At 39.4% G+C, this 23,766-nt stretch carries 17 protein-coding genes and 1 tRNA gene; 5 read left to right on the top strand and 13 right to left on the bottom strand.

From position 1 onward, the window contains the following. Window positions 1-82: 82 nt before the first annotated feature. The 4 genes from coaBC to M23134_RS19600 form a co-directional block, all read right to left on the bottom strand. Window positions 83-1,297, bottom strand: a complete 1,215-nt coding sequence (coaBC, locus tag M23134_RS19615; RefSeq protein WP_002699069.1) for a bifunctional phosphopantothenoylcysteine decarboxylase/phosphopantothenate--cysteine ligase CoaBC — start codon at window positions 1,295-1,297, stop codon at window positions 83-85. An 841-nt stretch (window positions 1,298-2,138) separates the two neighbouring features. Then, on the bottom strand, window positions 2,139-2,891 hold the full coding sequence (locus M23134_RS19610) for a slipin family protein (protein ID WP_045113922.1): 753 nt from the start codon (window positions 2,889-2,891) through the stop codon (window positions 2,139-2,141). Between the two features lie 365 nt (window positions 2,892-3,256). After that, entirely contained in the window at window positions 3,257-3,886 is a 630-nt protein-coding gene (locus tag M23134_RS19605; protein WP_002699067.1) for a CatB-related O-acetyltransferase, read from the bottom strand. Between the two features lie 302 nt (window positions 3,887-4,188). Beyond that, the gene (locus tag M23134_RS19600) at window positions 4,189-6,099 is read right to left on the bottom strand and encodes a tetratricopeptide repeat protein (protein ID WP_075164047.1); all 1,911 of its coding nucleotides are present in this window, start codon (window positions 6,097-6,099) and stop codon (window positions 4,189-4,191) included. Window positions 6,100-6,239: 140 nt separating this feature from the next. On the opposite strand from M23134_RS19600, the gene M23134_RS42760 reads away from it, so the two are divergent. Further along, window positions 6,240-6,461: a PspC family transcriptional regulator gene (locus tag M23134_RS42760; RefSeq protein ID WP_075164046.1), complete on the top strand. Its 222-nt coding sequence runs from the start codon at window positions 6,240-6,242 to the stop codon at window positions 6,459-6,461. A gap of 84 nt (window positions 6,462-6,545) precedes the next feature. Here the strand turns inward: M23134_RS42760 and M23134_RS19595 are convergent, their stop codons facing one another. From M23134_RS19595 to M23134_RS19585, 3 genes are all read right to left on the bottom strand, one after another. Next, a complete protein-coding gene (locus M23134_RS19595; protein WP_002699065.1) occupies window positions 6,546-7,556 on the bottom strand; it encodes a glycosyltransferase family 2 protein in 1,011 nt (336 codons plus the stop codon). Between the two features lie 105 nt (window positions 7,557-7,661). Beyond that, window positions 7,662-7,994, bottom strand: a complete 333-nt coding sequence (locus M23134_RS19590; protein ID WP_002699064.1) for a YbaB/EbfC family nucleoid-associated protein — start codon at window positions 7,992-7,994, stop codon at window positions 7,662-7,664. Between the two features lie 83 nt (window positions 7,995-8,077). Continuing rightward, complete coding sequence (locus M23134_RS19585; protein ID WP_002699063.1) at window positions 8,078-10,012, bottom strand: T9SS type B sorting domain-containing protein; 1,935 nt, start codon at window positions 10,010-10,012, stop codon at window positions 8,078-8,080. A gap of 234 nt (window positions 10,013-10,246) precedes the next feature. Between M23134_RS19585 and M23134_RS19580 the strand changes: the two genes are divergently transcribed. Next, window positions 10,247-10,780, top strand: coding sequence for a DUF2911 domain-containing protein (locus tag M23134_RS19580; RefSeq protein WP_045113920.1), 534 nt, complete (start codon window positions 10,247-10,249; stop codon window positions 10,778-10,780). Window positions 10,781-11,252: 472 nt separating this feature from the next. Next, entirely contained in the window at window positions 11,253-13,055 is a 1,803-nt protein-coding gene (locus M23134_RS19575) for a tetratricopeptide repeat protein (RefSeq protein WP_045113919.1), read from the top strand. A gap of 42 nt (window positions 13,056-13,097) precedes the next feature. On the opposite strand, the gene M23134_RS19570 is transcribed toward M23134_RS19575, so the two are convergent. Continuing rightward, a complete protein-coding gene (locus M23134_RS19570) occupies window positions 13,098-13,376 on the bottom strand; it encodes a hypothetical protein (RefSeq protein WP_157558555.1) in 279 nt (92 codons plus the stop codon). A 187-nt stretch (window positions 13,377-13,563) separates the two neighbouring features. Here M23134_RS19570 and M23134_RS19565 point away from each other — a divergent pair, with 187 nt between their 5' ends. After that, window positions 13,564-15,234, top strand: coding sequence for a DUF1800 domain-containing protein (locus M23134_RS19565; RefSeq protein WP_002699057.1), 1,671 nt, complete (start codon window positions 13,564-13,566; stop codon window positions 15,232-15,234). Between the two features lie 127 nt (window positions 15,235-15,361). On the opposite strand, the gene clpB is transcribed toward M23134_RS19565, so the two are convergent. From clpB to M23134_RS19545, 4 genes are all read right to left on the bottom strand, one after another. Then, window positions 15,362-17,983, bottom strand: coding sequence for an ATP-dependent chaperone ClpB (gene clpB / locus M23134_RS19560; protein ID WP_002699056.1), 2,622 nt, complete (start codon window positions 17,981-17,983; stop codon window positions 15,362-15,364). A 371-nt stretch (window positions 17,984-18,354) separates the two neighbouring features. Beyond that, window positions 18,355-18,825 carry a hypothetical protein gene (locus M23134_RS19555; protein WP_045113918.1) on the bottom strand — a complete coding sequence of 157 codons (471 nt, stop codon included), beginning with the start codon at window positions 18,823-18,825 and terminating at the stop codon, window positions 18,355-18,357. 444 nt (window positions 18,826-19,269) lie between these two features. After that, window positions 19,270-19,353 (bottom strand) — tRNA-Leu (locus M23134_RS19550). 86 nt (window positions 19,354-19,439) lie between these two features. Further along, entirely contained in the window at window positions 19,440-19,733 is a 294-nt protein-coding gene (locus M23134_RS19545) for a putative quinol monooxygenase (RefSeq protein WP_045113917.1), read from the bottom strand. 183 nt (window positions 19,734-19,916) lie between these two features. On the opposite strand from M23134_RS19545, the gene M23134_RS19540 reads away from it, so the two are divergent. Then, window positions 19,917-20,753, top strand: coding sequence for an SIR2 family NAD-dependent protein deacylase (locus M23134_RS19540; protein WP_002699053.1), 837 nt, complete (start codon window positions 19,917-19,919; stop codon window positions 20,751-20,753). 1 nt (window position 20,754) lies between these two features. On the opposite strand, the gene M23134_RS19535 is transcribed toward M23134_RS19540, so the two are convergent. After that, on the bottom strand, window positions 20,755-23,685 hold the full coding sequence (locus tag M23134_RS19535) for a CHAT domain-containing protein (RefSeq protein WP_082226601.1): 2,931 nt from the start codon (window positions 23,683-23,685) through the stop codon (window positions 20,755-20,757). Between the last annotated feature and the right edge of the window lie 81 nt (window positions 23,686-23,766).

Below are 23,766 nucleotides of genomic sequence, written 5' to 3'. Positions count from 1 at the left end.
ATAATCCCATAGAAGAGCCTATGTGTCTATACTAAGAACCGTTTTATTAGTCTAATTATTGTATTATTTAAAAAAAAATTATTTAATTGCCCTTTAGTTTTGTCTCTATCAATTTCACAATATCACTCGCAACTTCTTTTTTAGACTTCAAAGGCAACTGATTTACAGCATCTTTACCTCTTTCTATAATAGTAACCTTGTTGGTGTCATGCCCAAAACCTGCCCCTTTTTCATTTAAAGAATTTAGTACTATCATATCAAAGTTTTTCTTTTCCAACTTGCGATTGGCATTTGCTAACTCATCCTGGGTTTCCATAGCAAAGCCTGTAATCACCTGGTCATTTCGTTTAATAGCTCCTAGGGTTTGGGCAATATCTACTGTACGCACCAGCTCAATTTGCATTCCCTCCTGCCCTTCTTTCTTCTTGATTTTTTGGTTTGCCACAGTTTTTGGGGTAAAATCGGCTACTGCTGCTGCCAATACAACGGCCCTTGATTGGTCAAATTGTGCACGGGTAGCTTCAAACATTTGTTGGGCTGAGGTTACCCTTACTATATTTACTCTGGGATGGATGAGGCTCAACTTACTTGGTCCGCTTACCAGCGTAACCTCTGCGCCTTGTTCGGCAAGGCGCTCAGCAATTGCGTACCCCATTTTACCAGTAGAATGGTTTCCAATATAACGCACTGGGTCTATAGCTTCATAAGTAGGGCCTGCAGTTACTATAGCTTTAATGCCTGCCAGAGGTTGTTCTTGGGCAAATATAGAAGTCAAAAAAGCCACAATATGCTCAGGTTCTGCCATTCGTCCTTGCCCTACCAACCCACTGGCAAGCTCGCCATGCTCGGAAGGAATAACGGTGTTGCCAAAAGCTTGTAAAAGCTTAAGGTTATTTTGAGTAGAGGGATGCTGGTACATGTCAAGATCCATAGCCGGGGCAAACAACACCGGACACCTTGCCGAAAGATAGGTAGCCTGCAAAAGGTTATCGCACACCCCATGAGCACACTTTGCCAACACATTGGCAGTGGCAGGTGCTATCAGCATTACATCAGCCCAAAGTCCTAAATCTACGTGATTGTTCCAAGTTCCGGTTTTGTCTTTTACAAAATCTGACAATACTGGATTTTTGGAGAGGGTAGACAAAGTAAGAGGAGTGATAAAACCTTGAGCTGCTTCGGTCATAATAATTTTCACTTCTGCACCTTCTTTTACTAACAATCGGGTTAATAAGGCTGACTTGTAAGCGGCTATGCTTCCGCTTACTGACAACAGTATTTTTTTACCTTTCAGCATTTGTTAAAAGCTTGTTTTTATAATGTAATATGAATAAACAGGCATGTCTATTGAACTATACCAGCATTGCCCGTGCACACAGGCGAGTTATCAGGGCAATATTACTACTTTTTTATTACTCTGTTTCTCAGGTTTTCACTGAATAGCCCTAAAACAAAGAAATTATGGGCTTGAAGGCAAATAAAAAGCACCACGAGTTGTCACGGTGCTTTTTATTATAAATATCTGATTATAAAAGTATTACTTCTTATGTTTGAGCTGGTAGCACCACATTAAAGTGTGTATGGAAATTGTCACTAGTGAACAAAAAACAGGTAACTACCTGATTTTCAAAGTAAATCAAAGTAAACATCCTTTGTCATTGGCTACAAAAAACAAATGACTCGTTTATTTTTTTACATCTAAAAAAATGCTTTTAAACACTGTTTTTAAGGTTTTAGAAAGCTTTTTCAATCATACACGGTTAAAGGTAGGACTACCTTTGAGCTTACAAACCTCTCCTCCTATCAAAAATGTATGATTGCTTGGTTTAGTCATTTTGGTTATGGCATTTATCTAGTACTCTGGACACTAAATATGTAAAGCGCTATTTCACGCCTTTTGTTCACTAGCTTCTCTTCAAAAATATCCCATAGCTACGGCTATGCTCAATTTTTGAAGATCGCCAGTAACCAAAACCGAGCTTTTCGCGAGCTCAACGTAGTTAATCCATCAAAATTTCTACTTTACCTACTCAGAAGCCAGAGCACTAGCTAGCCATTTACTGCATTCAAAATCTTTGTTTTAACTACCTGAATTAATACCTTCCAATTCAATGCCTGTAAATTAGGTCTACATCTATTTATTTTTTGTCGCTTGGCTGGTACAGCTCCCCGCCTATCATAAAGGTATGCTTGCCCGAAGCAGCAATTTGGGTAATTGTTTCCATCATTTTCAAAAACTTGATGTTTTCGTTATCACTCATCAAGTCAGCCGCATTTTTCAAAGCTCTTGCCGTAGCCACCTGAGTGCGCGCTTTGTCTAAATCGGCTTTGGCGCGAATATTTGCCTCTAGTTGTTGAGCAAACAGCTCTTGTATCTTTTTAGGAAACATAATATTATTCAGCAAAACTTGGGTTATCTCCACTCCCTGATTAACCAGTTGTTGCTGAATATTGTGTTTTAAGTTGCCTAATAGTTCTCCACGCTGTTCGTTGAGCAACTCACTTTGAGCACTTGCCAATGTGTTACGCACCAATGTTTGGGCTATATTTCTTATTTGCAGATTGATATTTGTAAATATGTTTGTATTATACGCGTTGCCTGTTGACAAATTTGCGTAGGGACGAAATGCTCCATAATCTGTAACTTTAAACTCTATTTCGTAAGACACACGCAATGAGATGTTATCTTGAGTGAGCACCTCCTGGTTTACTATCGAAATCCATTGATTAACCATTGGTATTGGATAAATGTCAACAACATTGTCCGAGAATTTGGAGAATTTATACACTCCTGATTCTACTGTACGATCAAACTTCTGATTGATATACAAGTAGCCTTTATGATTGGGCCACACTTGTTTTTTATAATGCAGTTTAAATCTAAATTTCACTCTAGTCTCCTTTCTGAAAAACATATATAGAAGAAGACCCTTTACGGGGGAAAACAAATTGAGTAAAACGTGGTTTTACGGTATCCTCTGCTTTACAAACCCACAAAGGGCATCAGTTTCTTCTACTAAACGAACCGTTGTTCAAACGTCTTGATTATGAGTCAAGATTTGTGTAACCAATACAAGCACGGAATCGAACCGTTTAGGGCAATCACCCGCAATACCCTGTAATTTATGTTGCCCCATTTAGGTTTACAGGTGGCGGTTTTCTTTATGCTTTAGAATATGTTTAAAAATTAGTTTTTTGCCTTACTTTCAATACTTTGCAAAGCTAAACATACGCTTATGCTTTTGTGGAAAGTCAATTATTTGCAACTATTCAATGCTTCTGCATCGTTGCTAGTCAATAAATGAACATTTCGGGTAATTTTTTCCAAATCCCAATTCCACCATTGTATTTTCAACAATTGGCTGACTACTTCCGGAGCAAAACGGAGGCGAATTTCTTTTGCCGGATTGCCTCCTACTATAGCATAAGGTGGCACATCTTTGGTGACAACTGCGTGACTACCAACGATAGCTCCATCGCCAATAGTTACTCCTGCCATTATGGTGGCTTTATACCCCAACCACACATCATTGCCAATGGAGATGTTGCCTTTACTAGGGTAGTTTTTACCTTCCATTGCTCCTTCCCACCCACTGCCAAAAACAGCAAATGGGTAAGTAGATATAGCATCAGTCAGATGATTGGCTCCGTTCATAATAAACTGTACGTCGGAAGCTACCATACAAAACTTCCCAATAATGAGTTGGTCACCCATAAAATCAAAATGATACTTTACATTTTTTTCAAAGTTTTCTACATTCTCAAAATCATCATAATAAGTATAGTCACCCACTATGATGTGGGGGTTTTTAATAATGTTTTTCAAAAAACACAAACGGTCATAATGTGTCAATGGATACACGGTGTTAGGGTCGGGTCCTTGCATCAAGTCAGCTTATTAAAACGTGTAAATGGTGGGTAAATCGTTTTTAAAGGTGTAATTATAAAGCAAACTGCATTGCTTGCCTTCAACCAAAAGTAGTAAAAAATAAAGTAAGTTACAATGCTTGCTGTTGCACTAAAAATAACATATCAGCTCAGGTAACTATTGCCATTCTTCTAAAGAAAAAAAGCCTGCTCTTTTCAGAACAGGCTTTGTATATTTTAAGTAGCAAGTTACAAATGGTATGCTTCAAGTAAATAATTTATCAAAGTATCCAGTTTGTAAATGCCCCTTTAAAATCAACATTACTTGATAGCATCCATAAATGAAGCCTTGGTTTTGTACTTAAAGAATTCTGCATCTTTCAACGCTTTTGCCTTCAAGTCACTCTTCAATTCTACTGCTTTTTTCAAGTTTTGAGTAAGCTCTCCTTCGTTGCCCTGACGAGCAGCTACTACTGCCAATGCATAGAAAGTAGTGGCATCTTTATCATTCATTTTTGCCGCAGCATTGAACGAAGCCTTTGCTTGCTCGTAGTCGTTGGCTTCTAACAAGTAAGCCAAACCTTTGTTGAAATAGTTAGGTACAGTACTGGCTGCACTGGCTAACAACTCATAAGCTTCTTTGTATTTGCCATCGTCGCGAGAAGTAGCCTGCTGAATCGCATAGTAACCTTTGATTCCATTCAACAATCCAGTCATCGCAGGGTTGTCACCCGCTCCTATTTCTACGGCTTTCTTAAAAGACTCTTCTGCTTTGGCGTTGTCACCTTTCATCAAGTAAGCCATTCCCATGTTGTAGTAAATCTCACCTGATTCTTTTTTACCTTTTGCCTTTTCAAAAGAAGCCAATGCTTTATCAACATAAGAGTTGTCTTTGGTCAATAAGGCTACATCTAAGTAAGCAGCACCCAAGTTGTTGTTTACTTTCCAGGTATCATATTTAGTTACTGCTTTTTCTAACCATTTTACACGGTTGGTGTAGTTAGGGTTGTTGGCAGCCATATACAAGAACTCAGTCTCAGTCAATTTGTCTGCTGGCTCTTCTCCTTTTACAATTTTATCCAACATGTTCTCCATGTCAGCTTTAGACTTAGTAGTACCTGGCACAGTGATGTCCATTTTTGCGTAACGCATTTTTGGGTAAATCTCGTCCATCATTGTATTGTAGTAAGCAAGGCCTTGTAGTTTCTTTTCTTTTTCTACAAATCCACCGCTTCCGTCTACGATACCTACTACCTCAGTCTTTTGGTCATCGTTCAAAGAACTTCCTTGTACCAAAGTTTTGAATTCTGGCCAGGTAGCTTCCAAAGTTTTGTTATCAAACTGAAAGTCAAACTTCTTTACTTTCTTACCATAATCAAAAGCTTTCATCATCATCTTCATTTGATTACCAACTGCGCTTGAACGCTGACCTGGCAAGTTTTGGTTGATGGCTACACGTCCTTCAGGAGAGTGAGAGCTTGCCCCATTTGCTTTGAACTCAGGGATGTTATCAACGTTTTCAAACTGAGAAGCCATTGCTTTGAAAGCAGCTTTGGCAAGATCAATTGTATTTTTATTGTCACCAGTGGTGGCGGTTACGCGAGCGCTTCCTTGCTCAAAGTTGATGTTGTAAGAAGTAGTTTTATCACTTTCTTTTGTCCAACCATCCTGAGCGTAAGCAAATGGGCTTTTACCAGCAGCGTTAGAAATACCATCTACGGGATTTTTAACCAAACGGCTGGTAGTAGCTACACCTACTACAGGGCTACCAGCGCTCATTACACCAATAGGACCAAATCTTTTGCTTTTTTTACCTTTGCTGGCTACACCATAAATGATAACGAAACCTTGCTCATGCTTTTCTTCGTAAGCAAAGTTCATTTTTTTGCTGATTTTTGGCTCTTCAGTTCCACCAGCATACTTATCACCATCAAATTCAATGGTTCCAGCATTGGTTTTATCTGCAGGATCTTTACCCTTTACAAATTTAGTAGCATCGCCAGAAGCGTAAGCTACTTCTAAGGCATACTTAGTGCCTTTTTTCATCATTTTTACGGGTAACTTTGCTGACAAAGTAAATCCTACATTACTTCCATGCAATTCAAGAGGGTTAGGCTCTACCGTGAGTTGTTGTTGCTCCGCTAACTTGGCCATTTCTGCAAGAGGATCACTACATCCTGTTACAAATGCAATAGCAAACAGAAACGTAAGTCCCAGTAAGCTTCTTTTCATTTGACTCATGATTTAAAAAAATTTAGGTTTTTTAACTTTTAAAGTAGTTTATTGCTGATGCAATTTTAATACTTATTTTTTGTAAAATAAAAAAAAAAATCGCTATTTTGTACAGTTCCTAGTTCACTTTATCGGTTATGATACAGCGAATTCAATCATTTTTTGAGAAACAAGCTTTTGGAGTTTGCACATTTTTAGGAGAAAAGATGGGGATAGCAAAATCAAGCATCCGACTATTCTTTATTTATACCTCCTTTTTAACATTTGGCTCACCCATTATCATTTATCTCTCTATTGCGTTTGTTATGAACATGCGTAAACATTTCCGTAAGGGTAAACATCCTTCTGTTTGGGATATTTAATCCTTAAGGTGGATAAAACTTGCCAGAAACTCAAGCTACTTTTAAACATTGCACAAAGGGTTGAATACTTAGAAAGCGACAAATTTAAGAGATTAAATCATGAAACCTTCTTTTCTTCTTAAAAAAGTACGCAAAAACTAAACTTTGTCTCAACATTTGCGGATGTATTGAATAATTTGGGTTGCTTTTTCGCTTCTTTTGCCAAAACCTTACGTTGGTATAAAATTTCCAATAAGCCTTCGAAATAGCCAAAGCGTCTTTTACCTGCCCTTTGAGCATAAAATGTAACCAAGCCACTCCATCTAACCAAAAACGCCAGCATAGGGTAGTCCATACTTTGCCTTTTGGTAAGTTTTTGTACAACAAAGCCAGGTTGTTTCTAAAATTGAGGAAAGTTTTGCGAGGGTTAGACTTGGGCAATGTGCCCCCCCCTACATGGTACACTTCGCTGGTTCCGACATAATATACCTGATAGCCTGCATTTTTGAACCTCCAGCATAAGTCAATCTCCTCCATGTGAGCAAAAAAATCATTGTCTAAGCCGCCTTGTTGCCAATAAAGTGATGCCCTCACAAACATACAAGCACCTGTTGCCCAAAATATTTCATAAACATCGTTGTACTGCCCTTTGTCTGCTTCTATCTCGTCAAAGATGCGTCCCCGGCAAAACGGGTAGCCCAACTTATCTATAAAACCTCCGGCAGCCCCGGCATATTCAAAGTCAGATTTACGATGAAACGCCTTAATTTTGGGTTGACAAGCTGCCACTTGAGGGTGGGCATCCATAAACTCTACCATAGACTGTAGCCAGTGTGGGGTTACTTCCACGTCGGAGTTGAGCAAGACATAATATTCAGCCTCTATTTCTTTGAGCGCAATATTGTACCCTTGGCTGAACCCAGTATTTCTTTCCATTTCTATTAGACGTACCTCTGGGTAAGTGTTTTTCATAAAATCAATAGAGTCGTCAGTAGACGCGTTATCGGCTACTACAATGCTATGGTGGTCACTATATTGGATAACTGAGGGAAGAAATTTTTCCAGAAAAGCTCTTCCATTATAGTTCAGGATTACTACGGCAACTTTGGGTGTCATGTAAATGGCTACAGTTTTTTGGCAGGTATATAAAAAGTAAAACCTCTTTGACTATATCCAGCAAGGGACTTATATCAAAGAGGAATAAATGAGTAAAAAATAAGTTTACATCATGTTATTGAGGTCGAAACCAGGGATATTGGGCATCACTCCCTGAGTAGCTTTTTGCATTTCTTCTTTGGCTACCACGTCTGCTTCTTCTAAAGCTTTATTTATTGCTGCCACAATCAAGTCTTGCATCATGTCCTGATCTTCAGGTTTTACAAGGTCTTTATCCACCTCTATTGAAATTACCTGCCGTTTACCATTCACAGTAGCTTTTACCATTCCAGCACCCGACTCAGCAGTTACTTTTACCTGGGCGAGGCTATCTTGCACTTCCTTCATCTTATCCTGCATCTCCTTCACCTTTCCCATCAAATTATTCAAGTCAAACATATTTTTGAGGTTTATATGATTCGCATCTTTTTACAAAAATAACCAAAAAGAATTGTTTTCATAGTACCATTACTAATTCGGGTTTAGCGAATCAACGTAAAAGTACCTTTGGTTTTAAAATCATTACCCAGCAAATCGGTCATTTCGATGGTATAAATATATACATCAGAAGTAGCCTCTTTGCCATTAAAGTTACCATCCCAGCCTTGGGTAATATCTTGCGAACGATATACCACTTTTCCCAAACGATTGTACACTGTCATATTGAAACTCTTCACAAAAATGGCTTTTGGCTCAAAAGTGTCATTCAACCCATCACCATTTGGAGTAAAAGCATTGGGCACAAATATTTTAAACTTACGCTTGACCTCTACTATATTTGAGTAACTTACCAGGTTTGTGGCAGGGTTTATATAAGTTTTTACACGGTAACGCAACACTTGGCGCTCCAAGTCTTGCTGAGTATCGGTATAAGTGGTATCAGTAGTAAGGGGCACTGTTTGATACACTGTACCATCTTCTTCTAGCTTCTCCAGTTCATAATTACTAAAACGCTGTTCAGCATTGAGGTAGTGTGTCCATTGCAATTGTACACTTTTGGCTGTTATGCTTGACGCCTTCAACAATACTGGGCTGGTAATCAACGATCTTGCAGAACTGTTACCACACTGGTTGGTATAAAAAATCTTATAGAAATATTGATTATTGTCGGCATCCAGGTTTACATCTATTGCCTGAAGTTCGGTAGTACTTAACCTTAATGTGGTATCGGTTCTGCTCACCAGGTATTCGGTAATACGTGGAAAAGTCTCAATGTCCCAAAACACCCTGATGCTATTGTCTTGCTCTACTGTAGAGTTAAAAATGGTAATGGTAGGGGGAATATCTTCTGAATAAGCAATGACACAGTCATTATTAGACGCGATAATCAATTTACTGGTAACGCCGGTTTCAGCCTCAACACTATAACAATACTGCTCGTTACAAGTAACTGCTGTATCGATATAAGATAAGGTGTTAATGTCGTTAATTACTTGTATGGGGTTTTGATTACGATACAACACATACCGTTGAAAGTTTGAGCCTGCATAGGGAGTCCATTGCACCGTATTCTGATTGTTTTGGGCAGTGGCAGACAAACTCATATTGCAAAACACTTCCGACTCTACCTTGTTAGCACACAAGTCTTTGGTGGTGACTTTATAGCAATAAGACAAGTTTTCGGTGTCCAGGTTCTGAAACTTTTCGGTAATGACCCTGCCTGCAGTATTTACCACAGTTTTAATCAAAGTAAAGGTACTTTCATTACTGGCTTTTTGAGCCACCTCATACTCAAAGTTCTCATTGGTTCCAAAAACAATTTGGGTCACTCCATTGGTGGGGTCTTTGGCCAAGGTAGATACTGATTGAATATCGGCAGGAATAATATTAGCAATTGGATTGACAATGACCGCGTTACTACCCCCGCAATTTCCCGGATCGTAATTGCCAGTAACTGTAATGGTTACCGGGGCAAAGTTATATTTATGAGGAGGGATATTGACTGCGCCTCTGGATACTGTTTGGGTAATGCCATCTCCCCAGTTGATGATATACTCTTCATAGTTTTGGTCAGGAATAGATAAAAACACTGCATTATCGCTACACAGTTTTAAATCAAACGCGGGTTGAGGTGAAGGCAATACCTCTATGTAGTTTTGCACCTGTAAACTATCTGCCTGGGTTTGGCCAGGTTTCTGAATATATTGAGTTACCGCATAAAGCCCAGGCTCGTTATAAGTATGGGTGTTTTGCTGGGTTTGGGTACTACCATCACCGTATTTATAAAAAATAGTAGTTGCTCCCGAACAATCAACCAACTCCACACTAAAAGGAGCACAACCTCTGGTAACATTGTCTTTTGCCCTAAAACAAGGAGTTTGGGCTTGGGTATTTGCTACAACTCCTGCTAAAATAAGACAGGTAAAGCAAAACTTACGAATTGTATTTGTAGTAAGGAGTTTCTTAAATTTATACATTGTCAACACTTTATGATAATAGCAGTTTTAAAAGTTTATGAGGGCACCTGAAAGACCACTGTGGGATTTTTGCAAAATAAAGCAATTATTTGTTAATCTGTTGGTTTTCACTTCTTGAATAAACGCTGTAGAATGTAGGTTTTATACAAGAGCTCTTTAATTTATCTTATACATTTTTATTTTCAGATAGATTTATACACCAAAATAACCGTTAAAAAGCATAAATATTCATCTATGAGATATTTAACACTTGTTGCCTTGTTAGGGATCGTACAACTTGGCTGGGCACAAAAGGTTGTAAAACCACCCAGAAAGTTGAGCCCTATCACAATGACCACCTTCAAGAACGAACGAAATTATTTGAAAGTTACTTATGGTCAACCTTCTAAAAGAGGTCGTCATGTTTTTGGGGCATTAATTCCTTTTGGCAAGATATGGCGAACCGGAGCAAACGAAGCTACTGAAATCACCTTAATTAACGATGTAAAAATAAATAAAAAACGAATTAAGGCAGGCACCTATACCATATTTACCATACCTGGTAAAGACTACTGGACAGTAATTTTTAACCGGGAACTGGGTCAGTGGGGGGCTTTTGACTACCCTAAATACAAAGATAAAGACGCTCTGCGTTATCAGGCAAAAGTACTTTCTATTGATGAAGTGTATGAGGCATTTACGATTTTTTTTCAAGAAAGAAAAAAGGGGGTAAACCTGGTCATGACCTGGAGCAATACGATGATTATAGTCCCCATAGATTTTGTATGATTTCAAGATACTATCAGATTGTTGTATGATCCAACCATAAAATTATAGCAATGACCTAAGCCAAAGAAAAGCGCTTTTATTGACTATAAGATAAAAACGGAGTTGTCTATTGAGCATAATATTATGCCTTGAACCATTGAGACGCACGCTTTTTTTTCTTATTTTTGGTTGGATAAGTTTTTTTAGAATGTGTTTCAAATTTAATATTTGAACATAAAATGGGGCTTTAAACGCTGAACTTCGAGACAAAAATGCTCATTTAGCAATGCTAAACTCCGTTTTTCGTGTCTGGTTCTACCCTCAAACCCCTAATAGAAGCTTTAAACATATTCTTAATAGAAACACTCAAACAAAACTAATGATCAGTTTTGTCATGAATTATCCGCCATAAACTTGTACACACACATAATAATTGAGCTTGCTTCTTTTTCACGAAGTAAAGACTTTGTTGCAAAAACAGATATAAGCTGTTATGATAAAATCAAATATTGCGTTCATACTATGTTTGTTGAGTAGTATTGTATGCTTCAACCACCCAGCCCTTAGCCAGGAACAAGAACAAGATTACGAAATAGCCTACAAGAAGGCAGTTCAACTGATGGATGCAGGAAAAATTCAGGAAGGTTTCGAGTACCTTAATAAGTCCATTGGAATCAATCCTCGCTTTTATGACGCACTTTATGCCCGTAGTTATTACTTTATGAGAGAAGGTAAATATCTCAAGGCGATTCGCGACTATGATTTATTGATTCTTTTATACCCCAATGTAGCCTCTTTATATTTGTACCGAGGGCAAGCCAAGTTTTATTTAGAGAATTACGAAAGTGCCGAAACTGATTACCGCAAAGGCTACCAATTAGACAGCACTTATATAGAAGTAATCAATGCATTGGGCAGCTTGTATTTTGTCATGGACTTGTATAAGGACGCCACCACTTACTTTAATAAAACGCTCAGGTTAGATGCTAAAAACGTATACGCTTATTATTACCGGGCTTCTACTTATTACTATACACAACAATATGACCTTGCACTCAAAGACATTGCCTCTTGCTTAGGGTTAGCTCCTAAAGACGCTGATGCCAAACGCTTGAAAGCGCTGGTACACCTGGGCATGAAAAAGCCTAAAAAGGCCATTGATATTTATGAAAAACTACAAAAAGAGAAAGCCGCCTTCGAAGAAGAAGATTTTTATAACTGGGGGCTTGCCTATTATCAATTGCGTAAATACAATCGAGCCTTGTTTTACCTGCAAACTCCTCAAAAACACGAAAACAGTAGTATTTATCATTATATAGGCAAAACCAAATATAAACTAAAAGACACAAGAGCTGCTTTGAGTTATTTGAACAGGGCTATCAAACTGGTGGGTAAAAACAACGAGGCAAGCGCTACTATGTATTATGACCGTGCCGTGGTATATTACCGCATGCGTAGACCTAAACAAGCCCGAAAAGACTTTTTGGAGGGTATTTTTCTAATGCCTGAACTGTTAACAGATAAAGAGTTGATTACAAGAATGAATTTGCTGGGCAATGCAAAAATCATGTTAAAACTGGATGATAGAAAAGAAAAACCATTGCTTGACAGCATTAGTACACAAGGGTATCAGGCCAGGGCAGAAACATTTATTAGTTTAGGCGATTCTAAAAATGCTTTGGTAGAGCTCAAAAAAGCCATCGAGTTGGCACCTAACAATTCTTACTCTTATACCTTGCGTGGCATAGCTCATGCTATGCGCAATGCTTATAATGAGGCTGTGCAGGATTTTAACAAGGCTTTGAAGCTACCTAAAAATCGTAATGCTGAAAAAACTTATTATAGCCGGGGACTTACTTACAAAGAGCTGGGAATGTATAAAGAAGCACAAGCAAGTATTACACAGGCCATTACGCTTAACAAAAAAGTGGCTGAATACTATTACGACCGGGCAATTATAGCTTATGAGGTAAGAAACCTAGAGGGCGCCCTGCAAGATATCAATGAGGCGATTAAGCTTGCGCCAAAAAAACTGGACTACTACACCGACCGGGCTTTGTATTTATCGGAAAAGAAACAATATAAAGAAGCGTTGGCAGATTGTAACCGAGTATTGAAAGAAGACAGCAATAATGTGATGGCTTACTATAGTCGAGGGTTGGCTTACGACGGGTTGGGCAAGTATGCCGAAGCAGTAGCAGATTTTTCTAAGGTGTTAACTGTATACCCCAACGACCGCGAAGTGAACTTGTTGTTGCGTAAATCGCTTAGCAAGATGCACCAAGAAAAAAACTAACACTACAAATGGCTGATCGTTTGAGCAAATGAGCAGCCATTTTTATTTCATTTCTTCAAAATCTACATAGTCGCCTCCCCTAAAGTTTTTGCTTCGGCGACGATCTTCTTGCTCTTCTTCGGGTACATATTCTACCTGAATGCCTTTTTTACGTCTCCGGGCGCGTTTCTCTTTTTGTGGTGGGGTAATGCCAAAGGTTTTGAGCGCCCGACGAATCAAGAATGAGCTAAATTTGTTGATGAGATAGCCAATAAGAAAAAGTATCAATAAAAATTTGAGCAGTGCTCCCATAGTTGTACGTGCTGTTTTGATTGACAACAAAATTAACGATTTTAGTTAAGATTCTCAATAAATCTAATTAACCAAACACTACAGCAGCACTAAAGGTTATATATTTTGCCCACAGATTCTTCATTTGGCTAGAGGGGGTTTGCTCCATTTCTTTTTATTTTATCAGCTAAGTTATTAAATTACCCATAATCTCTCACTTGATTACCCTCATAATACTATGGCTAAACAACGTCGTGACTTTTTGCAAAGTTTGTTTCCTTCTAATACGATCAATGACCTGCTGAATCCACCTCAGACAGCACCTGTACCACCCTCACCCGAAGTAATTGCCTTGAACCGCATGGGGTATGGTGCCCGACAAGGAGATATAGTTACTCTTAAGAAAAAAGGGTTGCCACGCTATATAGAAGAACAACTCAACCCAAACAATGGTCAGGATGCTTTATTGAAGGAGCAATTGGCAAAAGCCACCCTAAAAATAAAATATAAGGCTAAAGCCGGAAAGTATGGGGCAATGGATGAAAATCGTCCTCTGAAGCTACTCAATGCTTCTATAGAAGAGTTATGGAAATTAAGCGACCGTAAGAAAACACCTAACAAAGAACGTAACCGACCCGCACAAGAGGTAATGGCAGCTACCTGGCTACGTGCTACTTATAGTAAATGGCAACTGCAAGAGGTGATGACAGAGTTTTGGCACAATCATTTTAATGTAAGCGTACAAACCGATTGGCGTATTGCACTTACCTTGCCTGTATACGACCGAGAAGTAATTAGAAAAAACTGCTTTGGTAACTTTCGTGATTTTTTGGAAGATGTGGCAAAAAGTACCGCCATGCAGTATTACCTTGACAATGTATATAGTAAGGCAAGCCCTGCCAACGAAAACTATGCCCGCGAATTGTTTGAGTTACATACATTGGGAGCCGATCACTACCTCAATCATTTGTATGATCAATGGCGACAAGTGCCAGGAGCTACCAAGGGCAAACCCAGTGGGTACATAGACGAAGATGTATACGAGGCGGCAAGGGCATTTACAGGGTGGACTATAGCCGATGGTTCGAGGATTAAAGGAGGCGAACGTTTGCCTAATACGGGCAAGTTTTTTTATTATGAAGGTTGGCACGATAACTACCAAAAGCGGGTATTGGGTACTGAATTTTCGTCAAACCAACCACCTATGGCAGATGGCAAAAAGGTGCTTGATCTGGTGGCTTACCACCCTGGCACAGCAAAATTTGTTTGTACTAAGATCTGCCGCCGTTTGGTGGCAGATAAACCGCCCCAAACATTGATTGACAAAGCTGTAGCTACTTGGATGAAACACCAAAAATCACCTGATCAGATCAAGCATGTGTTGCGCACTATTTTAAACGCTCCTGAGTTTACCCAAAACTGGGGCGATAAGGTCAAACGTCCGTTTGAGTTGGTTGTTTCATTTTTACGGGCTACCAATGCTCAGCTCACCCCACACCGCAATATGCATTATTTGCTTACTAATATGGGCTATCAAATGTTTCAATGGGCTACACCTACCGGGCACCCCGATGTAGCGAGTTATTGGATTAACTCTCACATGATGCTCACCCGCTGGAATGTGGTGTCTACTTTAGTATTTGGGCTACGTTGGCATAAATCGGCCAAGTTTGATTTGAAAGGACAAACTCCTACCAATGCCAAGAGCGCATTCCAAATCACTGACTATTGGATAGAACGGGCGTTGGGCAGGCAAGTAAAACCTCAAACCCGGGGTCTGTTGGTCAATTATCTGGCGGGTGGAGGCAGCGCAGCTGAACCTCCATTTGGTAAACCTAAAGACATCAACTTTCGATTAAGGGCAATGGTTGCTCTGATTGGTATGACGCCTGAGTTTCAATGGAGGTAATCTCTAAATCTTTAATCATTACATAGTTTTATGAAATTCTACCAGGCCACCCTGCATATATATTAAACCCATAAAAAAAGCGTAAATCCATCATCGATTTACGCTTCTACCAAGTGGTCTAGTGGTCTTATATCCCTCCATTGTCAATCTCTATATCATCCAGGTTCATAAATTGTACCCGGTCATACTCGTCCAAAGTAATGGCAATTACGGCATCTTTGTTGAGCTTGCCCGCCAGTATTTCTTTTGACAAATCGTTGAGCAAACGTTTTTGCAATACCCGCTTGAGTGGTCTTGCTCCAAACTCACGTTGATAACCCATTTCAGCAAATGTATTGAGAACATCGTCGCTTGTTTCCAGATGAACCCCATTTTCGGCAAGCTGTCGCTGAATTTGCTTAAATTGTATTTTTACAATATGGCGCATGTCTTTAGGCGACAATTGACGAAATAACACTACCTCATCTATTCGATTCAAAAACTCAGGTCTTACCCCTTGCTTCAGCATATCCAGAATATCTTCTTTGGTATTTTCCATAATGTCAAACTCTGTATCAAGGGTTATTTCTTCAAAGTTTCTATGGATCAACTCTGAACCTACATTTGAGGTCATAATAATGATGGCATTGCGAAAGTTCGCCAATCGTCCCTTGCTATCTGTCAAACGTCCTTCGTCGAGTACCTGTAGCAAAATATTAAATACATCGGGGTGCGCTTTTTCAAATTCATCGAGCAAAATTACCGAATAGGGTTTGCGTCGTACTGCTTCGGTCAACTGTCCGCCTTCGTCGTAGCCCACATAGCCTGGAGGCGCCCCAATCAAACGGCTCACTGCGTGTTGTTCCTGGTACTCCGACATATCGATGCGTACCATCGCATTTTCATCGTTAAAAAGAAACTCCGCCAAGGCTTTGGCAAGTTCGGTTTTTCCTACGCCTGAGCTTCCTATAAATATAAAAGAACCTATGGGGCGTTTGGGATCTTGCAACCCGGCACGGCTTCGGCGCACTGCATCCGAAATCACCTTGATGGCTTGCCCCTGACCCGCCACTCTTTTGGCTAGTTCACCTTCCAGTTCTAACAACTTTTCCCGCTCGCTTTGTACAATCTTTGCCACCGGAATTCCCGTCCATTTTGCCACTACTTCGGCAATGTCTTCGCTGGTTACCTCTTCCTTTACCATCGAGTTTTCGGGGGCATTTTGCATTTCTTTTTGTAGCTCTATCAGCCTTTCTTCGCTTTCGCGGATTTTGCCATAACGTAGCTCTGCCACCTTACCATAGTCATGCTGGCGTTCGGCTTGTTCGGCTTCTAGTTTATAGCGTTCAATATTTTCTTTTTCTTTGTGAATACTCTCTATCAGGCTTTTTTCACTACGCCACTTGGTCCTTAGTTCATCACGTTTTGCCTGTAGGTTTGTGATGTCTTTTGATAATTGCTCTGCCTTGTCCTGATCGTTCTCTCTTCGAATGGCTTCGCGTTCAATCTCCAGCTGCATCACTTTGCGGTTTACTTCGTCCAGTTCTTCTGGCATCGAGTCTATCTCGATCCGCAATTTGGCAGAAGCCTCATCCATCAGATCAATGGCCTTATCGGGCAAAAAACGATCAGATATGTAACGATGTGACAACTCTACTGCAGTAATAATTGCGTCGTCTTTGATGTGTACCCCATGGTGTAGTTCATAACGCTCTTTGAGCCCTCTTAAAATAGAAATGGCATCCTGTACATCAGGCTCACCTACCATTACTGCCTGAAAACGACGCTCTAGTGCTTTGTCTTTTTCTATGTATTGTTGATACTCTTTGAGGGTAGTAGCTCCTATGGCGTGTAACTCTCCTCGTGCCAAGGCAGGTTTCAACAAGTTAGCCGCATCCATTGCCCCATCGCCGTTACTGCCTGCCCCTATTAAGGTGTGTATTTCATCTATAAATAACACAACTTCTCCATCTGAGTCCACCACTTCTTTGATTACTGCCTTTAGGCGTTCTTCAAATTCTCCTTTATATTTGGCACCTGCTACTAACAAGCCCATATCAAGCGACACTATAGTTTTAGACTTCAGGTTTTCGGGTACATCACCAATCACTATGCGCTGGGCAAGCCCTTCGGCAATCGCAGTTTTACCTACTCCTGGTTCTCCTAACAAAATAGGGTTGTTTTTGGTACGGCGCGAGAGTATTTGCAGCAAACGGCGTATTTCATCGTCGCGCCCTATCACTGGGTCTAGTTTTCCGGCTTTCGCCAATTCATTTAAATTGTTTGAGTAACGCTCCAGCGATTGGTAGTTGGCCTCAGCGTTGGGGTTGGTTACGTTTTCGTTGCCGCGCAGTTCTTGAATTGCTTTGATGAGGTGCTCTTCGGCAAAGCCCATATCTTTAAGCAACAAAGCTACCTGGTCGCGCCCAGCAAGTATACCCAACCAAATATGTTCTATAGCAATGTACTCATCGTTCATTTGCTTGGCGTATTCTTCTGCTTTCTGAAAGGAATATACCATGTCATTCGACAAATACAATGAGCCTTCTACTTTGGGGTAAGCGGTTACTATTTCGTCAAGCTTGGTCTTAAAGTATTTGGGATTTACATTCAGCTTACGTAAAATAAAATTAGACAAGTCTTCATCGTCTTCCAAAATAGCCTTTATCAAATGACCATTCTCCATTACCTGGTTGCCATACCCAGCAGTTATTTGGGTAGATTTTTGAATCACCTCCTGGGCTTTTATTGTGTAATTACTGAAGTTCAAAGCGTTCACAGATTAGAGTTGTTAGTTTTTTATCAATTTACCAAGTTATAGGGATTTTAGTACCCTTATGCAGTTTGCCTGATACTTGATTGAGTACCAAATGAATTTACATAATTAGCCAAATATTAACAAATTATGCTCCATTAGTTGTATAAGGTAATTTTGACAAGGCAGGGGTGACAAGCTGACACTAAAGGAAAATAAGGTAGCAACAATGAAGTGCTTTTGGTATTATTGTTGAATAACCCCAAGTGCTGATATGACATAGCGTCAAAATAAAAAAACGCGATACCAAGGTACCGCGTTCTGATATTAATTAAAACTTACGTTTTAGCTTCTGTATTGGTCGTTTGACACTTACAAATTGGTTTCTACCTACTACTGATTGGTTGTTGATTTTTAACCTTGTATAGGTTCACATCTTCATATCGTTTCAGTAAAGTACTTACTGAAATCAGACCATTGGAGAAGTCTTCTCCCCCTTCTATATACTTGATAGTGCCATAAGGCGCAAAATGCATCGCTATAATCAAGTTAGTCTTATGAAGCCAAATGCCTCTGCGATAAGTAAATTCGTAACGGTGACCCATGGTCTCATACATTTGAATTAACTTACGCATAAGTTCGTCTTGCTGTTCGCAAGTCATCGGTCTTTTGTAGCCGTGTTTTGCAATCAAGTGATCTGTCACCTGATATTTGCCATAAGTAATACCATAAGGATCTACTACCTGGCACTGAAAACGGCTCTCCTTTTCTGCGATTATGTACATTAAACGATCATAATCGTACGAAAACTGGGTATTAGCGTTTAATAAAACTTTAAGAATAAGTATGTATAACATAAAATTGCATACTAATTTGCAACTCCCTTTCTTTTTTATTTAAATGTAGGAAAGGACCACTACATTACCGTTGTTTATTAATCCGGTTTGTCATTTTTGTTTGAATGTCTTTGGTATATATTTGGGCTATTAATGCAGACCACTTTGTTAAAGTAGTCTTAACAAACGGTAATATTTTGAGCAGGTGTAGTTACACAAGAATACCTTCCTACTTGGAATAGTAGATTGTAGAAAGTTTTATAATATAATTCCCTAGTTTTGAATGAAGCGAAGAGCTTCTGACAGGTGAGTAATAATTGAGGTATGGTTATTCTTAATCGGTGTTATAGTATAGATGACAACACACACTTTTTCTTTTGCTACAAAAGAGCTTAAAGAGTACAACCAACATGTAAGAAAACGTAGTATTTTTGAAAAGTATACCAAACTTTACAAGAGAAAAAATACCCAGGGCCGGAGTCGAACCGGCACGGTATTGCTACCATTGGTGTTTGAGACCAACGCGTCTACCAATTCCGCCACCTGGGCTTGTTTTTTATTGCGTTGCAAAGGTAGTAAAAAAGAAATCCTACAAACAAGAAATCATTAAACTTTTTTTAAAAATTTGTGAAAAGTCATACTTTTTCTACCCTAAGTACCGAAAAAGCGGCTGTTTTTGCTGCAAACAGGGGTTTGGTATACGCCCATACTTCTTTAAATAATGCAGAATGTCTGTAGGTATTGAGGTGCTCTTCAGACTGCCAATGACTGTAGGTTACAAAAATATTAGGGTCGTTGGCATCACGCCAAAGCTCTAAATGTTCGCATCCATCAAAGCCTCTTATCTTATGTTTAATCTGCTCGAAGTTATCAACAAAGGTTTGTACTTTGTCTTCTTGAAAGGTCATTCTTACAATTCTGATTAGCATATTTGGGTGTAAGTTTTAAATGTGTTTTCACAAAATATTATTCTAAATAAAACACAAAAATCAATATTTAACCATCACACTACCTATTTACATCGCACTTTAGTTCTAAAAAATTAACGCAGTTAAAAAGTAAAAGACATAGTGCATTCAAAATTATATAATTGTTGAAACATTGCCTTACTTATGGAAAAAACTTTAGAAAAAATCAAGCTTTTGTGTGCTCAGGCATTAGCACAGGACAAACTCATCACTTTTTTGACTGGGGCAGGTATTTCTGCCGAAAGCGGCGTACCGACCTACCGTGGTACTGATGGTATTTGGGTAGAAGGTTCACGTAATTATAAACCAGAAGAGTTTGCCACCCTACGCTTTTTCAAAGAAAACCCCGCAGAGGTCTGGAAGTTTGTCTTGTACCGTAAGGTGAGCTTTAGAGATTTGCAGCCCAATGCCGGACACTTGGCGTTGGCATCTACTGAGGTGTTGTTGCCCAACAATTTTCGGCTCATTACTCAAAACATAGACCGATTACATATAAAGGCTGGCAACACTCAGGCAAAAGTACTTGAGATTCACGGCAATATGGAAACTGTAAGGTGTAGTGAAGAATGCAGTATGGATGTTTACCCTTTTCCATTAGACATAGGTACTGCTCCTTATGATGCCAAAATGATCACTCAACAGTGGGAACAACTCAAATGTCCGGACTGTGGTAGCTTGATGCGCCCCAATGTATTGATGTTTGATGAGTATTACAACGAGCGACTTTACAAGCAAGAAAGTGCCATAGAAGCAGCACTCAATACTGGGGTACTATTTGTTGTGGGTACATCGGGCGCTACTAACCTTCCCCATCATATCGCCTCTACTGCTACTTATCGTGGGAGTAGCCTGGTAGATATAAATATTGCTGACAGTGCCTTTACAGATATGGCAACTAGTGAGCCTGATAAGCTAGTGCTTAGGGGCACAAGCGGTGACATATTGCCCCAAATAAAACAACTCATACAAGCATTGGTATAGACTACTTTCCAATCATGACAATACCCGACCAATGCTTAGGGTGTACCCCTTTAGCCACCATTTTTTGCTGAGCAATTTGTAATGCCCGTGAATAACTCATGGAATGGGTCAAGAACTGTTGATAAAAAATCACCATGAGTTCTCTGGTGTAGTAATCGTCTATCTCCCAGAGAGAGAATACAATATTGCGGGCTCCGGCATATAAAAAACTACGCGCCAACGAAAAAACTCCTTCACCTTCTATCAACTTACCTACTCCCGATTCACAACTACTCAACACCAACAAATCGGCATTCAGCTCCAGGTTGTATACTTCACTTGCTAACAAACAACCCGAAAAATTTTGGTTTTGGTGATTAAATTCGGCAAAGTGAATTTTTGCCAGCCCCACATGCTGGGTGTTTGCTTCACTATGACTGGCTATGTGTACAATATGAGCAGTTTTTACTTTTTGGATAAAATAATCTTTAGTTGCCGCTTTTGCCAGACTTACCTCAGCAGATAAATTCTTAGACTTAAAGACATTGTAAATAGACTTGACTTCTAATCCACTTTCGGGCAAATAGTCATTAGCACCACGAATGGTATTAAAAACTGCTCCCTTGCCAACACTAAACGGGGCAAAAGCCAAAAAGTGTAGCTCAGGGGCAACTGTTTGTTCAACAACTTGGTTGATTGCTTTGTACCAGAGCGTTGCTGAGTAGTGGTAACTGATCTGGTAATGTTTGCCCAAGTAGTTGAGCTTAGAAAAATCATCTTGTTGTAGGCTCTTGGGCAATTGAGTAATCATTGCCTCAAAAGGAATGTTCTCGAGGGAAGGAGCTATCACCACTAATTTTCGGATTCCCTTTAAGTATTTTTCTGCGGGTTTGAATAGCGCCTTGTACCCTTGATAACTTGCAGGAGCAAAGTTACGTAAACGCTTCTCGCTTGACAGTTGGTTATAGTAATGGCTAATGGCAGCCTGAATATTGGCAGCTTTAGGAAGCAGCACAAGTTGGGCAGTATTTTTAGTAATTACAAATACGTAGTTATTGCTTTGTACACCAAATGTGTACATTAATGTAGCAGTTTGTGCAGGCATACTTTGCTGAAGTTGCTGAATCGTTACTTGTTTCACATCTAATTTTAATTGGGCATAACGAGGGTATTCTTTTTCTAATTGAGCGATCAGCGTTTCATAGTCCATATTTAGCCTAACCAAAGAATCTTGCTTGTTTTGCCCTTGCTTATGCTCATAATATACTATCTGTTTTCTGAGCGAACGTTCTTTGTCAAGCAATTTGCGAGGAATATCACTTATTTTTTTAGCTTCAGCTTCAGCCAAAGCCTGCATTAAAAAACTAGAGTTGCCGCGTTCAATAAAATAGAAAGCTTTCTCAAGGTATTTTGCTTTTTTGGTTTGACGGTATAGTTGGCTACAGGTGTATACTGCGCTTTTACCCTGTATCCCTATATTCGCCTGGTTAATCAAGGAAGCCGTAAAAAGATGACTTTGTTTACGAAAAACCCTATTTCTGCAATGCTTAATCAATGAATCGGCTACTTCAAAATGATATAGAGATGCTTTTAAGTCTTTCAAGTCTCCCGACCGATTGGCAAACGCCATTGCCTTGCTCGTACAAAAGGCATGAAAATAGCCCGGGTGATAATAATCTTTGACAGGTGGTGCTACAAAAATATCTTTGTTATTGAAGTTTTTTGCATTAGACAACAGACCTTTATGTAAAATTTCTAACTGTTGGCTATATTTTTTTAATACACAAACCAATGCTCCCCAATAGTTATAAAGAGGCACCATTTCGGGATGTGTTTTTCCGTACACTTTGCTTAAAATTTCATACGAATGTTGGAAGTACTCTTCAGCTTGCTCATACTTTCGGATATGGGTATACAAGTAGGCCAAATTGCTATAAATCCTGCCTATTTGCTCTTTAAAACAAGTGTTCTTTTTTTTGTACAGCTTCAAACTTTGACGGTAGTAAACAAACGCCGAGTCCAACTCAGGGTACTTTATGGGTTTGTCAGTTATTGCCCTTTGCCTACCAAGCGAGTATTTTTTGGCAGCGTGCATAGCGTATAGTCTCCCTATTTGCAAAAGACTAGAAGCTACTTCTTGATGAGTATTTCCAAAAACCTGTTTGTTCAACTGTAAGGCTACCCTGTAATACTGGTATGCTAAAGAAAACTTTTGCTGGTTTTTGTAAATGAGCCCTTGCCTATATATAAACCTTGATTGCCAGTACAGGTTCTGTTTGGTCGTTGGCAAACGCTTTAACAGTTTGAGTGATTTGTAGCAAGTTTCCAGAGATTTGTCAAAAGCTAACTTTCCCCCTAGCTCTATAAAAGACTGTATAGCGTATAGTTTCACTCGCAAGTATGCTACACGCACAGACTCGGGGCGATGGGTTTGTAAAGTGGCCATACAAGTATCAATCAAGCTCAATGATTGATCAAAGTATGCCAAACGAGACACAAAATCGGCCTTGAGTACATGAAGATCTATTTTGTCTAAAGTAATAGCCTCAACGCTTTGATATGCTTTTTCGGCTTTCTCACAAAGCCTGAAGCCTACTTTGTAATGTTTTTGAGCATACGCCAATTTTGCCAGGCTTTGCAATAGTCGGGCTTCTACCTCTGGATTAAAAAGGTGGACTGATGCCCTCAACTGTTGGTCAAGTAAGCGTTTTGCCTGGGTATACTTCCTTAAATTAATCAATTGTTCGGCTATTTTTGCCTCAGTAAAGTAGTACTGTTTGGGGGCTTCATTTTTATAAATAGCTGCTAACTTTTGATAGTATACCAAAGCACTGTCAGGTTGCATATTGTGGACAAAGAAATGCGCTTTAGTATTGAGTTTATTGGCTGGTTGAGATTGGCTGGTGGTAAAAGAGAAGGATAATAGTAGTATACAGATATATATCCTGGTCATTATATAGTATTATATTATAATTTGATTGTAGGGTTTTAATTTTCAACTGGTTATTAAACAAAGTTACATTTTCAAACACAA

It is taken from the genome of Microscilla marina ATCC 23134 (assembly GCF_000169175.1).
GTDB classification, from domain to species: Bacteria; Bacteroidota; Bacteroidia; order Cytophagales; family Microscillaceae; genus Microscilla; species Microscilla marina.
Note: the sequence above shows the minus strand (reverse complement) of the source record. Positions and strands in the feature narration are given on the sequence as shown.

Coding starts and splice junctions, on each gene's coding strand:
- coaBC (WP_002699069.1), bottom strand. CDS start 1,297: ATGCTGAAAGGTAAAAAAATACTGTTGTCAGTAAGCGGAAGCATAGCC.
- M23134_RS19605 (WP_002699067.1), bottom strand. CDS start 3,886: ATGCAAGGACCCGACCCTAACACCGTGTATCCATTGACACATTATGAC.
- M23134_RS19600 (WP_075164047.1), bottom strand. CDS start 6,099: ATGAAAAGAAGCTTACTGGGACTTACGTTTCTGTTTGCTATTGCATTT.
- M23134_RS19595 (WP_002699065.1), bottom strand. CDS start 7,556: ATGACACCCAAAGTTGCCGTAGTAATCCTGAACTATAATGGAAGAGCT.
- M23134_RS19590 (WP_002699064.1), bottom strand. CDS start 7,994: ATGTTTGACTTGAATAATTTGATGGGAAAGGTGAAGGAGATGCAGGAT.
- M23134_RS19585 (WP_002699063.1), bottom strand. CDS start 10,012: ATGTATAAATTTAAGAAACTCCTTACTACAAATACAATTCGTAAGTTT.
- M23134_RS19580 (WP_045113920.1), top strand. CDS start 10,247: ATGAGATATTTAACACTTGTTGCCTTGTTAGGGATCGTACAACTTGGC.
- M23134_RS19575 (WP_045113919.1), top strand. CDS start 11,253: ATGATAAAATCAAATATTGCGTTCATACTATGTTTGTTGAGTAGTATT.
- M23134_RS19565 (WP_002699057.1), top strand. CDS start 13,564: ATGGCTAAACAACGTCGTGACTTTTTGCAAAGTTTGTTTCCTTCTAAT.
- M23134_RS19555 (WP_045113918.1), bottom strand. CDS start 18,825: ATGTTATACATACTTATTCTTAAAGTTTTATTAAACGCTAATACCCAG.
- M23134_RS19545 (WP_045113917.1), bottom strand. CDS start 19,733: ATGCTAATCAGAATTGTAAGAATGACCTTTCAAGAAGACAAAGTACAA.
- M23134_RS19540 (WP_002699053.1), top strand. CDS start 19,917: ATGGAAAAAACTTTAGAAAAAATCAAGCTTTTGTGTGCTCAGGCATTA.
- M23134_RS19535 (WP_082226601.1), bottom strand. CDS start 23,685: ATGACCAGGATATATATCTGTATACTACTATTATCCTTCTCTTTTACC.